This is a genomic window from Mesorhizobium sp. M8A.F.Ca.ET.021.01.1.1 (assembly GCF_003998025.1).
Classification (GTDB): domain Bacteria; phylum Pseudomonadota; class Alphaproteobacteria; order Rhizobiales; family Rhizobiaceae; genus Mesorhizobium.
The window spans coordinates 1-14186 of record NZ_RZSJ01000093.1 but is presented as its reverse complement, the minus strand read 5'-3'; the positions used below and the strand labels follow the sequence as shown (position 1 = coordinate 14186).

Sequence of the window (14186 nt, the reverse complement as noted above, 5' to 3'; positions counted from 1 at the left end):
AAAATAGGCTATAGCTCACGAACCACCCCATCCATTGCGCCGGCCGTGTCATCTCCCGACGCTGCGGCTAAAAGTTTTCACCCCATCGTGCCGGCAGTGCAAGGCCTGGCCATGAACACCCCCGCCTGGATTCTCAGGCGCGCGGCACCGTCTCCATCGGGAAGATCATCACCGCTCCCCTCGGGCCGCTCTTGTCGGCAAGCCGCATCACCGATCGGGTCGACGGCGCCACGCCGATATCGGCAAGCATGTCGGAGAAGCTGGCGGAGCCTATCCCGCGCGTCATCGACGCGACACCGTCCTGCGCCAGAAAGCTCAGATCCTCCTTTTCGCTTTCCGGCGGCGCCTCGGTCAGCACCGCGATCATCCGCTCCATGCCGAAGCTGGTGTCGGTGAAGGCGAGCAACCCTTCCTCGACGGTAGCCTGCGGGGCGAGGCGCTCGGCAACGATGTGAGTGATCGAATAATCGCTGCCGACATAGAGCACATTGATGTCGACCAGCTGGTCCGACCTGTTCTTCGCCAGCACATGCACCTCGTCGCCGGGCGAGACGCGTGGCACCACCGAGGCCTGCAACGGCTCCAGCCCGTCCTTGTCACGACGCTTGACCTGGAATTGCACGTCGACGTCCTCTGGCTTGTAGTCGGAGGCGGCCGCCAGCCTGGAAAGACCGGTGGCCCGGAAGATGGTGCGCAAATTCCTTACCGTCGCATCGACAAGCTTCTGGCGGTCGTCGGGGTGGATGATGATCAGCGGCGGCCTACCGCCATCCTTCAAGGTCACGTCGCCCGAAGCCGGCAGGAACCACAGGGCCGGCTTGTCGGTCGCGTTCCCGTCGGCGCCGGCAATGGCATTCTCGCGCATCACCGCGAAGCGAAGTTCGGCGCTCTTGCCCGGATCGACCAGTTCGATGTTGAAGCCGGTCTCCTTGGCCGCTGCAAGTTCGTCGAGAACCGAATTGACGAGTGCCGTTTCCGTCTCCAATCCCTTGGTCGCGGCCGGCCGTGCAACGGCGAGCATGTAGTCGACGGCGATCTCCGCCACCCGGGCATACGCATTGGCGGGGATATCGGCAACCTTGAGTGCGGGCTTCTTGTCGAAATCGACCGGCTTGACCCGGCTCTCCAGGTTCTTGGCCGATTCCACTTCGAGATAGCCGACGGCGTCGGATAGCGACGACAGCGCCGACGGCAGGATGGCGAGCTTGCTGCCCGGCGTGAGGCGATGCAGCAGGCCGGCGCCGATCGTCGCCTCGCCGTCCTTGACGATAATGGGCCATTGCATGACCGCATCCGTCTTGTCGGTGCCGAAGACGCGCGCGTCGAGTTCGCCTTCGAACAGCGGCGTCGGCCGGGTACGGCTGTCGGCCGAATATTGCTGCAGCACGGCCTGGCCAAGCTGGCGATAGGTGACATTGGGATTTTCGGCGAGCTTCGACAGGATGGTGAACGTGAAGAGGCCGAAGCGTGGCGCGTCGGCCGTGCCCTTGGGCAGCGGCATCTCCGGTGTCGTCTCGACTGTCTGCGCGGCATAGAAGGCGACCAGTTTGCCCTTGGTGATTGGCTCGCCGCCAGTCGGCGTCAGGTTGAAGGCCGGTTTGCGCTGGCCATTCTCGTCGAGGCCGCGCGATGCGCTTGCAACGGTGTTGTCATACGCCTTGACGGCTGCCGCCCTGGCCGCCTCGTCGCCACCGACCAGGTCGGCGAACTCGACCTTGCGTTCCAGCTCGTCATCGACATCGACGGCGCGGGTGGCGGTGCCGGAATGGCAGCAGTCGAACACCGCCCAGACGAAGGCGCCCTTGTCGCGGATGGCATCGAGCGCATCGCCGATCTCGTTGTCGACCAGCGCGTTCGGAACGCCGGCATCCCTGTTGATCCACTTCTCGATGTCGACGGGCAGGAAAATTTCGTCGAGTCCGTCGGTCTCGTCGCCCTTGACCCTCTCGGGCTGCTGGGCGCCGTGGCCGGACAGATGCAGGTAGACGAAGTCGTCGCGCCGAACCTTGGCGGCGAGATCGGCCAGTGCCGTCTTGATCGCGGCATGGGTCGGCAAACCCTTGGCGCCGGGCACGTCCTTGGCCAACAGCGTGACGTTTTCCGGCGCGAAGCGCACCGGATCGGGGACGTTCTTCAGAAGGTATTCGTGCACCAGGCCGGCATCGTTCTTCGGCCCGATCAGCCAGTTTCTCTGCGGCAAGGCCGGATATTCGGTGCAGGCGACGAGCAGCGCATGGTAGGTGCGCGACGCGGCCAAAGCCCGGAACGAAACCGTGCCGGCAGCCACCAGCGCGGACGTGCCGACAAGCAGCCTCCGGCGTGTCAATTTGATCATGTCGCTTCCCCAAGCCCGATCGAATTTCCCAAGCGAGACCATCCTCGTCGAGGATTTTGGCAGTATTTTGAATGTCGCTCCGTCATCAAGCCTGCCATCACCAATGTGTCGGCATGTCATCGATCGGCTCGGGACAGCAACAGAAGAGTAGCAAAGAAGGCGGTTCGTCGCTATCTGAATGGGATCAGGCCGTTTGCGTGAGCAAACAGCCTTGGGATGGCGCAGGGCAGGCTGGAACAGAACCATGGCGGCAAGGGATGTGCTGACGAAAAACCAGTTGTGCGTGCTCGAGAAACTCGAGACCGCCAGCGGGCCGCTCAGCGCCTACACCTTGCTTGATCAGCTGCGCGAGCGCGGTTTTCGGGCGCCGCTGCAGGTCTATCGGGCGCTCGACACGCTGGTGAAGTCAGGCTTCGTGCATCGGCTGGAGAGCATCAACTCCTTCGTCGCCTGCGCCGAGCCGCACGACCACAGCCACTCGATGACCGCCTTCGCCATTTGCGACAGCTGCGGGCAGGTGACGGAGATGTCGGACCACGACGTCGACCACCGGCTGAACGAATGGGTCAACTCGACCGGCTTCGCCGCCAGGAAGGCGGTGATCGAATTTCGCGGGACGTGCGCGAAATGCCGCGCTGAGGCCGCCTAGAGCGCCGCGTATACTTGCTAAAACAGCATAGCTACGTTTGCAAATGTGACGGCAGTCGGAGAGGTTCTCACTCTAACGAACACGAAAGATTCGCTCGGGTCGTTGGAGTCCAAGTATGGTGCCAGCGACGCAGTTACTTCTTTTACAGAGCTGTCATCATCCATAACGCAGTACCATCGCGAATTTGGTTCCAGGTTCGCTACAATCTCACCTTTTTGAGTGGGTGCGCGTAATGCGTCGATTATTCGCTTTACCCGATTGTCCAAATCGCCGCTGCTTATGACTGCCTGCTGGGGCAAGCCTGTCAGTAGTTTGATCTCCAATCTTACACCTACGCCGACCGCCTCCCCATAAAATGGGACGAATACCTGGTCACCGATCGAGCGTAAAAAATTTGGTGCCTGTGCTGCGAAATTTGAATCTTCCCATCTTTTCAGAACCGCAAATGGCTCTTTGCCCCATAGTGTCTCCAATTGCCGGTGAAAGCTCTTTCGCATGTTCCAGACCGCATCAAGACTGCTTGCTTTCGAGGGGATTTGGCCGCGATAGGTGAGGTATATGTCCACCTCAATGCGCCTCGTCCCAGTTGTTGGCGGCACGGGCGTCGACATGCAGCGGCACCGACATCGAGACCGCGGGCATCGCGGCGTTTTCCATGACGTGGCGCACGACCGGGATCGTCGCCTCGACTTCCGCCTCGACCGTCTCGAAGATCAGTTCGTCATGCACCTGCAGGAGCATGCGGGCGGACAGCTTGGCCTTGTCCAAGGCTTCCTCCATGCGGATCATGGCGCGGCGGATGATGTCGGCGGCGGTGCCCTGCAGGCGGGCATTGATGGAGGCGCGCTCGTTGAAGGCGCGCAGTGACGGGTTCGACGACCTGATGTCGGGATAGTGGATGCGGCGGCCGAAGATCGTTTCGACAAAGCCGTGCTCGCGGGCATAGGCCTTGGTCTCCTCGATATAGTCGCGGATGCCGGGGAAGCGCTCGAAATATTTCTTGATATAGGCGCTCGCCTCCTCGCGCGGGATCGACAGCTGGTTGGCGAGGCCAAAGGCCGAGATGCCGTAGATAATGCCGAAATTGATCGCCTTGGCGCGGCGGCGCACTTCCGATGGCATGCCCTCCACGGGCACGTTGAACATTTCAGACGCGGTGATGGCATGGATGTCCGCGCCATCCGCAAAGGCCTGGCGCAATTGCGGGATTTCGGCGACGTGGGCGAGCACGCGCAGTTCGATCTGGCTGTAGTCGGCTGAAACCAGCCGGTGGCTCTTGTCGGTGATGAAGGCGGTCCTGATCTTGCGCCCTTCAGCCGTGCGCACCGGAATGTTCTGCAGGTTCGGGTCGGAGGACGACAGACGGCCGGTCGTCGTTGCGGCAAGCGCGTAGGAGGTGTGGACGCGCTTGGTGTCAGGATTGACGAAGCCGGGCAGCGCATCGGTGTAGGTCGATTTCAGCTTGGTCAGCTGGCGCCAGTCGACGATCTTGCGCGGCAGTTCGTGACCTTCGGCGGCGAGATCTTCGAGCAGCTGCGCCGAGGTCGACCACTGGCCGGTCTTGGTCTTGGAGCCGCCGGGCAGCCCCATGCGGCCGAACAGGATGTCGCCGAGCTGCTTGGGCGAGCCGATGTTGATGCGCTCGCCGATGAGCTGGTAGATTTCCTCTTCCAGCCGGGCCGCACCTTGCGCCAGTTCCCCCGACAGCCGGGACAGGATCTGCCGGTCGACCGAGATACCGCGCTGTTCCATGCGCGCCAGCACCGGCACCAGCGGCCGCTCCAGGCGTTCATAGACCGAGACCAGTCCCTTGGCGGCAAGCCGCGGCTTCAGCACCAGCCACAGCCGCAACGTCACGTCGGCATCCTCGGCGGCGTGAGCGGTCGCCCTGTCGATGTCGACCTGGTCGAAACCGACAGAGCTCTTGCCGGAACCGGTCACGTCCTTGAGTTGAAGGGGGGTATGGCCAAGCCATTTGTCGGCAAGGGCATCCATGCCGTGGCCATGGGGGGTGCCGGCGTCGAGCACGTAGGAGATCAGCATGGTGTCGTCGAAGGGTGCGACATCGACGCCGTAGCGGCTCATGATGACCAGGTCATATTTCAGGTTCTGTGCGATCTTGAGGACCGATCCGTCCTCAAGCAGTGGTTTGAGCACCGCCAGCGCCTCGCGAAGCGGGATCTGGTTTTCGAGCATGCCGCCGCCGAGCAGGTCGCCATTGCCGCTCTTGTGGGCGAAGGGGATGTAGGCGGCGCGGCCGGGCGCCGTGGCCATTGCCATGCCGATCAGTGAGGCCTGCATCGGATCGGTCGAGGTGGCCCTGACGTCGAAGGCCGCGATACCGGCCTCCCGCGCCTCGGCGACCCAGGCTTTCAGCGTCGCGATATCGCGGATGCACTGATAGGCCGAAGTATCGATCTTGGCGGTCGCCGCGCCCTCCAGCCGCAATGCGGCCAGGAGGGAAGGGGTGTCACCTTTTTTTGGCGTCTCCGTCTCGGCTTCAGCGGCCTGGCCCGGCTCGGTGGCCGCCCCGTTTCGGGCGACGGGCGGCGTTCCGGCCCCGACGTCGGGGCCATGTGCGTTGTCGGCGCGTTCGACGGTCACCGCGACGGCCTGGACGTCGCCGGCCTCGGTGCCGGTCGCTTCCGCCACGCGGCGGGTCAGCGAGGTGAATTCCATGGTCTTGAGGAAGCCGATCAGCTTCGGCCCGTCGGGAGCATGCAGCACGAAATCGTCCAGTCCCTCGGCCACCGGCACGTCGTTCTTCAGCGTCACCAACTGGCGCGAGATGCGTGCCTTGTCAGCGTTGGCGATGATCGATTCCCGCCTTTTCTCCTGCTTGATCTCGCCGGCTCGGGCGAGCAATCCATCGAGATCGCCGAACTGCTCGAGCAGTTGCGCCGCGGTCTTTGGCCCGATGCCGGGCACGCCAGGCACATTGTCGACGGAGTCGCCGGTCAGCGCCTGCATGTCGATCATCTTTTCGGGTGGCACCCCCCATTTCTCGATGACTTCGGGGATGCCGATCTGGCGATCCTTCATCGGGTCGTACATGCCCACCGTGTCGCCAACCAGTTGCATCAGGTCCTTGTCGGAGGAGATGATGGTGGTGTCGCCGCCGGCCTCGCAGGCCAGCCGGCAATAGGTGGCGATAAGATCGTCGGCCTCGAAGCCTTCCATCTCGACGCAAGGCAGGTTGAACGCCCTGGTTGCCTGGCGGATCAGGCCGAATTGCGGGATCAGATCCTCGGGCGGCGCCGAACGGTTGGCCTTGTATTCGGGATAGAGGTCGTTGCGGAAGGTTTTCGAGGAATAATCGAAGATGACTGCGAAATGCGTCGGCACAATGCCCACATCGGTGTTGCGGGCATCCTGCATCAGCTTCCACAGCATGTTGCAGAAGCCGGAAACGGCACCGACCGGCAGGCCGTCGGACTTGCGGGTCAGCGGCGGCAGTGCGTGATAGGCCCGGAAGATGTAGCCAGAGCCGTCAATGAGGAAGAGATGATCGCCTTTTTTCATGCCGGCAGGGATAGCGCGGCGCGATGGCTTGGTCCATGCCAAAGACATCGCCAGACATAGGTTCCGTCAACACCCTGACAGATCGGGAACCCTGACAGATCGGGGTTATACAGGGCCGCTCACGGGTACGTTACAAAAGTGTAACGTTAACGCCCTTGAATCGCCATGTTCAGAGACCCAAATACACGTCATCGGCAGTTTTCGCCGAAGTCCGGAGCAAGGCCCGTCCCCCGCCTATACCGGACAACTGCGGCAGCCTATCCCCCCTCTCCGGGCTGCCGCATCGTTTCGAGTACAAGACCGCCGTGGTTCCCCCTCCACCACGGCGGTCTTTTCTTGCCCGCGGCCGCCGGCGCGGGCCGTGGTCCAATTGTCCCGGGCTTTTCGTTTCGCCGCTCTGCCTTTACGGTTCCGGCACTGAATCGAAAGGCTATGCACATGTCCGCAGTTTCCCCTGTCCTCGACCGCCTCGACAAGAATCTCGATCAAAGCCTGGAACGGCTCTTCGGCCTGCTCGGGATCAAGTCGATCTCCACCGATCCAGCCTATGCCGCCGACTGCCGCAAGGCGGCGGAATGGCTGGTGGCGGAACTCAAGCTGATCGGCTTCGACGCCAGCGTGCGCGACACGCCTGGACACCCGATGGTGGTTGCGCATCATGACGGGCCGGCGGGCGCGCCGCATGTGCTGTTCTACGGCCATTATGACGTGCAGCCGGTCGACCCGATCGAACTGTGGGAAAACGACCCCTTCGCCCCCGCGATCAAGGAGATCGGACCTGGTCACAAGGTCATCACCGGGCGCGGCTCGGCCGACGACAAGGGCCAGCTGATGACCTTCGTCGAAGCCTGCCGTGCGTGGAAACAGGTGCACGGCAGTCTGCCGTGCCGCGTCACCATCCTGTTCGAAGGCGAGGAGGAATCCGGGTCGCCCTCGCTGAAGCCGTTCCTCGAGGCCAATGCCGAGGAACTCAAGGCCGACTTCGCGCTGGTCTGCGATACCAGCATGTGGGACCGAGACACGCCGTCGATCTGCGTCGGGCTGCGCGGTCTGGTCGGCGAGGAGATCACGGTGAAGGCCGCCGACCGCGACCTGCATTCGGGCCTCTATGGCGGGGCTGCAGCCAACCCGATCCGCATCCTGGCCAAGGTGTTGGCCGACATCCACGACAAGGACGGTCATATCACCATTCCGGGTTTTTATGACGGTGTCGAGGAAACGCCCTCGCAGGTGCTGAAATCATGGGAGACACTGGGCGAGACGGCCGAGACATTCCTCGGACCTGTCGGCCTGTCGATCCCGTCGGGCGAAAAAGGTCGCTCGGTGCTGGAACTGACCTGGGCACGGCCGACCGCCGAGTTCAACGGCATCATCGGCGGCTATACCGGCAAGGGGTTCAAGACTGTCATCGCGGCGGAAGCCTCGGCCAAGGTTTCGTTCCGCCTCGTTCACAAGCAGGATCCAAAGAAGATCCGCGCGGCTTTCCAGAAATTCGTCGAGGAGCGTATCCCGGCCGATTGTTCGGTCGAATTCCACGCCCATGGCGGTTCACCGGCAATCCAGCTTTCCTATGACTCGCCTTTCCTGGCCAAGGCCAAGATCGCGCTCTCGGACGAATGGCCAAAGCCCGCGGTGACGACCGGCAGCGGCGGCTCCATTCCGGTGGTGGGCGACTTCCAGACCTATCTCGGCATGGAATCGCTGCTGGTCGGCTTCGGCCTCGATGACGACCGCATCCATTCGCCCAACGAGAAATACGAGCTCAGCTCCTTCCACAAGGGGCAGCGCTCATGGGCGCGCATTCTGGATGCTCTGACACGGTAAGGCGGACAACCCTGGACAGCGGAAAAATCAACTTTCTGTTGATTTTTCCGCCGATCACGGCGAGGACGGGTCGACAGCGCAATGTGTTGGAGCGCGTGTGCGCTTCTTCGATGGAGGCGCGACGCCGAAGGCCGCGACCCGGAGAAGACGATGAGCGATATCCGCTTCCATAAAAACGATCTGCCTGACCTCTCCCACTACAATGTCGCGGCGGTGGCCATCGATACGGAAACGCTCGGCCTCAACCCGCACCGCGATCGGCTCTGCGTGGTGCAGATTTCGCCTGGCGACGGCAGCGCCGATGTCATCCAGATCGCGCCGGGCCAGAAGAAGGCGCCGAACCTTGTCAGCCTGTTGAGAAACCGCACCATCACCAAGCTGTTCCACTACGGTCGCTTCGATCTCGCCGTGCTCTACAATGCGTTTGGCGTAATGCCCGAGCCGGTTTTCTGCACCAAGATCGCCTCGCGGCTGACGCGCACCTACACCGACCGGCACGGGCTGAAGGACATCTGCTTCGAGCTTCTCGGCGTAGGCTTGTCCAAGGCGCAGCAATCGTCGGATTGGGCGGCCGAAACGCTGTCGCCCGAGCAACTCGAATACGCCGCCTCGGACGTCCTCTATCTGCATCGGTTGCGCGACGTGCTGGCCGGACGGCTGGCGCGCGAGGGGCGCACGAAGGAGGCGGACGCCTGTTTCCGCTTTCTGCCGACCCGGTCCAAGCTTGACCTGATGGGCTGGGCCGAAGAGGATATCTTCGCCCACAGCTGAAAAAGGGATGAGATGGCTGACAGAAAGCCGATATCGACCGCGCCGACCGACGGCTCCAAGGTCACCGTCACCTGGAAGGACAGCGACGGCGTCCTCAATGAATCCATAGCGCAATACCGCGACGGCGGCTGGTGGGTCTACACCGACAGCTACACCCAGAAGAAGGTCGAGCCGACCAGCTGGCGGCCCACTGCCGGCGACGACGACGACCAGTGAGCGCGCCGCTGGCTAGGCCGGGTGCTTTCGCATAGCCTGAAGCCGTTGATATCGAGGCCGATTCGGAGCCTTCCGCTCCGCGCTCGCCCTCTTGCTCGGAGGAAACCGCTATGGGTGTCGAAAGCCTTCTCGTCTTCATCATCATTGGTGCCATCGCCGGCTGGCTCGCCGGTCTCATCGTTTCGGGTTTCGGCTTCGGCCTGATCGGCAACATCATCATTGGCATCGTCGGCGCGTTCATCGCCGGCTGGCTGTTCCCACGGATCGGCTTCTCGATCGGCGGCGGCATCATCGCCTCCATCATCCACGCCACGATCGGCGCCATCATCCTTCTGGTTCTGGTCAAGGTCCTGAAACGAGCATGAGGCTCGGCACGACAAAGGGCGCGCCATGAAGCAGAACACACTCTATCTCATCATTGGCGCGCTCATCGTCGTGGTCGTCGCGCTGGGCGTCTACGTCTACCGCGAGCAGACCAGGCCGAAAGGCGTCGAACTCAAGATCGACGACAAGGGCATTTCGATCCAGCAGAACTGAGCCTGCCGCCGATTGGGCGGCGACATCAACCATATGGCGGATCGGGCACCAGCGTCAGCGCAAAGGCGGCGGATATCCAACCGTTATGGCCTGGAACCCCTGCATTGCGCTTGACCGTCGAGCGCGCGATCGGGCTTAGTCGGCGACATCAAAGCGGGGCAGACAGTCGTCAATGGACAGCGAGCAGTTGGACGGTTCTCGATCCCTTCCAGCGTTCGATCCGCTGGGCGGGTCGCAAATGATCCCGGGGATCGCTTTCAAGGCCAGCGCGGCGGTGAGGGCGGCGCTTTCGGCGATCGGACGTACGGAGGACCTGCGCTTTTCACCGGACAATCGATTGCTGGCAATCGCCGGCTATGCGCGCAAGCGCCTGCTGGTCCTGCGCATCGACGTCGAGGCCGGATCGGATGGTCCCGATGTCACGATCCATGGTTTCATGGAGCTGACATCAGGCGACATGGGCGAAATCCATGGCCTGGATTTCATCGATGACCGCACCCTGGCGATTGGCAACCGCGATGGACTGGTCGCCATATTCAACCTGCCTCGAGAGCAACCAGCCGGCCAGAGTCGCGAGATATCGGCCATTCGGCGGGTAAAGGGCCGGCGGCCTTGCAAACTGAATTCGCCGGGCTCGATTGCCGTCAGGCCGGAGTCGCGCGGCCGCGTCAGCCTGCTGGTCTGCAACAACTATACGCATCTGGTCACCCAGCATGTGGTCAACCGGTGGCTCGGCTATCGCACGACGAGCAACCAGCGGCTGCTCGAACGTGGTCTCGACATACCCGACGGCATTGCGCTCAGCCATGACGGAGGCTGGATCGCCGTCAGCAGCCACGGCACCCAGGATGTAAAACTCTACCGCATGTCCTCCTCGCTTGGGCCTGACAGCGAACCCGCCGGCGTCCTGCAGCACGCCGGCTATCCGCACGGCGTGCGCTTTACAGCGGATGATCGGCACATCCTCGTCGCCGACGCGGGCAGCCGTATGGTGCATGTCTATGGCGGCGACGGCGATTGGAGGGGCCAGCGAGCACCCGCGGCCTCGGTGACCGTGCTCGACGAGGAGACCTTTCTGCGGGGCAGGGCCAGTGTCGAGGAAGGTGGCCCGAAGGGTCTAGACATCGACCGCTCGAACAGTGTCATTGCGGTCACTTGCGAGGAGCAGGCGCTGGCCTTCTATCCGCTGGCGTCGATTGTCGGAACAACAAGGTCGGGGATCGAGCCGGGCGTGGCGCGCCGTTAAGCGCCTGATCGATCGGAACAACGCACCAGAAAATGGCCATGCTTACTTGCGTAGCCTGGCGGCAAAGGCCTTCATGCCCTTCTTGATTGCCCTGCGCGCTTCACCGGCGTCCTGCCAGCCTTTGAACTTGATGGTTTTGCCGGTGCCAAGCACCGACGACAGAAAGAACTGTTCGATCTCGCGCCTGAGATGCTCGGGCACGCGGTCGGCGGCCACGGGCTCGTCCTCAGCGTCCTCCTTGTGAGGACAGAAGACGTAACGGTCGTTGCGCAGGGCCTCGCCGCCGTGATCCTTCTGCTTGACCCGCAGCGCACCCAAGAGGTTGCATTTGATGACGGTGCCGGGACCCGTGGCGGCCTGATGGATGACTAGCCCATCCAGGGGATCGCCATCGTCCCCCAATGTGGAGGGAATGAAACCCCAATCGTAGGGATAGGTCATTCCGACTGGTAAAGGGCGGACATAGCCGAATACCTGGATAGCCGGCTCATAGGCTACCTTGGCCGCGGCACCGCGCGGGGTTTCGATGACGACCCTGACAAGGCCCTTCGTCGTCGTCGGCAGCTTGAGGTAGTCGGGCATGAGGCGCCTCTGTCGCGTTCCGGGTTGATCCGGGATGGAACTCCAAGGCGCAATGAATGTTCCCAAGAGCAGGCCGAGGAGATTTCAGGGCATGACAAAAGCTTCTTTGCACTTGCTCAAGGGCGTGGGCTATCTGATCTCAACCCTGAGCGTTGTGCTGCTGGCCATCGTCAGTTGGTCGAGCGCTTCCAAAAGCCCGCTGCTGACCACATGTCTGCTTGTCGGCGCGGCGGCTTCGATTGCCGGCATGTTCTGCCGATGGCTGACCTATGAGATCGAAAAACGTAGGGAAGGCAAATAAGGCGCGCGTTGCGGCCAAGAGGTCCAGCAGAGGCTTCGCATCGCATAAGCCGGCTGTCATCCGGACACCAAGACCGGCGGCAACAGGATTAACAAATTCCTAACGAAATTCAAAGGCTTGGCCGAAGGCCTGCTTAACCCGCCCTTAAATCGCCGCATCTACTCTTCAACCCGAGCGCCATTGGCACCGGGGACATCAGCGCAGCGCATGGCGAACCGCAGAGACAGCCGCATCGAGCCCAGCTTCGAGGGACCGCCACGGGCGAAATCCCAGACGGGTCTTTCGGTGAGCGAGGAGGACCGCGTCGTGCCGAGCAACCGCAAAGCCTCCGCCAAACGCAAATCATCGAAGGGGAAATCGGCCCGGGGGAGGCGCGGTGGAAGCGGGCGTGGCCTGTTCGGCGTGCTCGGCCGGCTGGTCTACTGGTGCTTCGTGCTCGCCATATGGGGCGGCATCGCAGTCGCGGGCGTCGTTGTCTACTACGGCGCCAAGATGCCCGCGGCCACGACCTGGTCGATCCCGGACCGCGCGCCCAACATCAAGATCGTCTCTGCCGACGGGCAATTGCTGGCCAATCGTGGCATGAGTGGTGGCGAAGCGGTCGGCCTGCATGAAATGTCGCCCTATATTCCCGAGGCGGTGATCGCCATCGAGGACCGCCGTTTCTATTCGCATTTCGGCGTCGATCCGATCGGCCTGTCGCGCGCCATGGTCACCAATCTCGCCGGCGGGCACTTCTCGCAAGGTGGTTCGACGCTGACGCAGCAATTGGCCAAGAACCTGTTCCTGAAGCCCGACCGCACGCTGGAACGCAAGGTGCAGGAAGTGCTGCTGGCGCTGTGGTTGGAGCATAAGCACACCAAGGACCAGATCCTCGAAATGTACCTCAACCGGGTCTATTTCGGCTCCGGCGCCTATGGTGTCGAGGCGGCCTCGCGGCGTTATTTCGGCAAGAGCGCGCGCGACGTCACCCTGTCGGAAGCCGCACTCTTGGCGGGCCTCCTGAAGGCGCCCTCGCGGCTGTCGCCGGCGCGCGATCCCAAGGCCGCCGAGGAGCGCTCGCAACTGGTGCTCGCCGCCATGCGCGAGGAGGGCAAGATCAGCGAGAAGGAGCTGAAGACGGCGCTGAGCGCGCCGGCGACGCGCTCGCCGTCCTACTGGACCGGCTCGGAAAACTATGTCGCCGACACCATCATGGAAGAACTGCCCGACCTGATCGGCGACGTGCGCGGCGATATCGTCATCGACTCCACCGTCGACCTGAACCTGCAGAAGCTTGCCGAACAGTCGATCCGCCGGCTGATCGACGACAGCGGCAAGAAGCTCAACGTCACCCAGGGCGCGCTGGTATCGATCGACGATTCCGGCGCGGTACGCGCCATGGTCGGCGGCTATGACTATTCGACCAGCCAGTTCGACCGCGCCTCCGAGGCGCGCCGGCAGCCTGGCTCGGCGTTCAAGCCATTCGTCTACATGGCGGCGCTCGAGGCAGGCCGTACGCCCGACAGCGTGCGCAACGACGCGCCGATCAAGATCGGCAACTGGACGCCCGACAATTACGGCGGCAAGTACTTTGGCAAAGTCACCTTGGCGACGGCGCTGGCCAAGTCGCTGAACTCGGTTGCCGCGCAGCTGACCATGGAGGTCGGGCCGAACGCGGTGGTGGAAGCCGCGCACCGCATGGGCATCCAGTCCGATCTGCTGGCCAACACCTCGATCGCGCTTGGCACCTCGGAAGTGACGCCGCTGGAGCTGACCTCGGCCTATGTGCCCTTCGCCAATGGCGGCTACAAGCCCGACATCCACTTCATCCGCCGCGTGACGACAGCCGACGGCAAGGTGCTCTATGACAGCGCCGGCGGCAGCGCGCCGCGTGTGATCAAGCCCGAGATCGTCGGCATGATGAACTCGATGATGACCGGTACGGTCGAGGTCGGCACCGCCAAGAAGGCGGCCTTCGCCTGGCCGTCGGCCGGCAAGACCGGCACCAGCCAGAATTCGCGCGACGCCTGGTTCGTCGGCTACACCGCCAATCTCACCACCGGCGTGTGGTTCGGCAATGATGACGGCACGGCGATGAAGAAGGTCACCGGCGGCGCGCTGCCGGCGCAGGCCTGGCACGAATTCATGGTCGCGGCGCATGAGGGCGTGCCGGTGCGGCCGCTGCCCGGCACCTGGAAGTCGACGCCGCCGGATACCATTG

At 62.9% G+C, this 14186-nt stretch carries 13 protein-coding genes; 9 read left to right on the top strand and 4 right to left on the bottom strand.

Features of this window, described 5'->3' with window-relative positions; all coding sequences use genetic code 11:
- Nucleotides 1-133: 133 nt before the first annotated feature.
- A complete protein-coding gene (locus EOA36_RS10500) occupies nt 134-2335 on the bottom strand; it encodes a caspase family protein (protein ID WP_245464313.1) in 2202 nt (733 codons plus the stop codon).
- A gap of 244 nt (nt 2336-2579) precedes the next feature.
- On the opposite strand from EOA36_RS10500, the gene EOA36_RS10495 reads away from it, so the two are divergent.
- Nucleotides 2580-2984, top strand: coding sequence for a Fur family transcriptional regulator (locus EOA36_RS10495; RefSeq protein WP_127277494.1), 405 nt, complete (start codon nt 2580-2582; stop codon nt 2982-2984).
- A gap of 17 nt (nt 2985-3001) precedes the next feature.
- Here EOA36_RS10495 and EOA36_RS10490 read toward each other — a convergent pair whose 3' ends face one another.
- Nucleotides 3002-3550 carry a hypothetical protein gene (locus tag EOA36_RS10490; protein WP_127277492.1) on the bottom strand — a complete coding sequence of 183 codons (549 nt, stop codon included), beginning with the start codon at nt 3548-3550 and terminating at the stop codon, nt 3002-3004.
- 1 nt (nt 3551) lies between these two features.
- Complete coding sequence (gene polA, locus EOA36_RS10485; RefSeq protein WP_167531309.1) at nt 3552-6506, bottom strand: DNA polymerase I; 2955 nt, start codon at nt 6504-6506, stop codon at nt 3552-3554.
- A gap of 432 nt (nt 6507-6938) precedes the next feature.
- Here polA and EOA36_RS10480 point away from each other — a divergent pair, with 432 nt between their 5' ends.
- The 6 genes from EOA36_RS10480 to EOA36_RS10455 all read left to right on the top strand — a co-directional run bounded on the left by EOA36_RS10480 (nt 6939) and on the right by EOA36_RS10455 (nt 11100).
- Nucleotides 6939-8330 carry a M20/M25/M40 family metallo-hydrolase gene (locus tag EOA36_RS10480; RefSeq protein WP_189522174.1) on the top strand — a complete coding sequence of 464 codons (1392 nt, stop codon included), beginning with the start codon at nt 6939-6941 and terminating at the stop codon, nt 8328-8330.
- Nucleotides 8331-8480: 150 nt separating this feature from the next.
- Nucleotides 8481-9101, top strand: coding sequence for a ribonuclease D (locus tag EOA36_RS10475; RefSeq protein WP_127277487.1), 621 nt, complete (start codon nt 8481-8483; stop codon nt 9099-9101).
- A 12-nt stretch (nt 9102-9113) separates the two neighbouring features.
- Nucleotides 9114-9317: a hypothetical protein gene (locus tag EOA36_RS10470; protein WP_127277485.1), complete on the top strand. Its 204-nt coding sequence runs from the start codon at nt 9114-9116 to the stop codon at nt 9315-9317.
- Between the two features lie 110 nt (nt 9318-9427).
- Entirely contained in the window at nt 9428-9682 is a 255-nt protein-coding gene (locus tag EOA36_RS10465) for a GlsB/YeaQ/YmgE family stress response membrane protein (RefSeq protein WP_127277483.1), read from the top strand.
- A 25-nt stretch (nt 9683-9707) separates the two neighbouring features.
- Nucleotides 9708-9854 carry a hypothetical protein gene (locus EOA36_RS10460; protein WP_127277481.1) on the top strand — a complete coding sequence of 49 codons (147 nt, stop codon included), beginning with the start codon at nt 9708-9710 and terminating at the stop codon, nt 9852-9854.
- Between the two features lie 238 nt (nt 9855-10092).
- Complete coding sequence (locus tag EOA36_RS10455; protein WP_127277479.1) at nt 10093-11100, top strand: hypothetical protein; 1008 nt, start codon at nt 10093-10095, stop codon at nt 11098-11100.
- Nucleotides 11101-11142: 42 nt separating this feature from the next.
- Here the strand turns inward: EOA36_RS10455 and EOA36_RS10450 are convergent, their stop codons facing one another.
- Complete coding sequence (locus tag EOA36_RS10450; protein ID WP_127277477.1) at nt 11143-11682, bottom strand: inorganic diphosphatase; 540 nt, start codon at nt 11680-11682, stop codon at nt 11143-11145.
- Nucleotides 11683-11734: 52 nt separating this feature from the next.
- On the opposite strand from EOA36_RS10450, the gene EOA36_RS10445 reads away from it, so the two are divergent.
- Both EOA36_RS10445 and EOA36_RS10440 read left to right on the top strand, forming a co-directional pair.
- The gene (locus EOA36_RS10445) at nt 11735-11983 is read left to right on the top strand and encodes a hypothetical protein (RefSeq protein ID WP_135926978.1); all 249 of its coding nucleotides are present in this window, start codon (nt 11735-11737) and stop codon (nt 11981-11983) included.
- A gap of 207 nt (nt 11984-12190) precedes the next feature.
- On the top strand, nt 12191-14186 hold a 1996-nt coding region (locus EOA36_RS10440), incomplete at its 3' end, for a transglycosylase domain-containing protein (protein WP_145969143.1).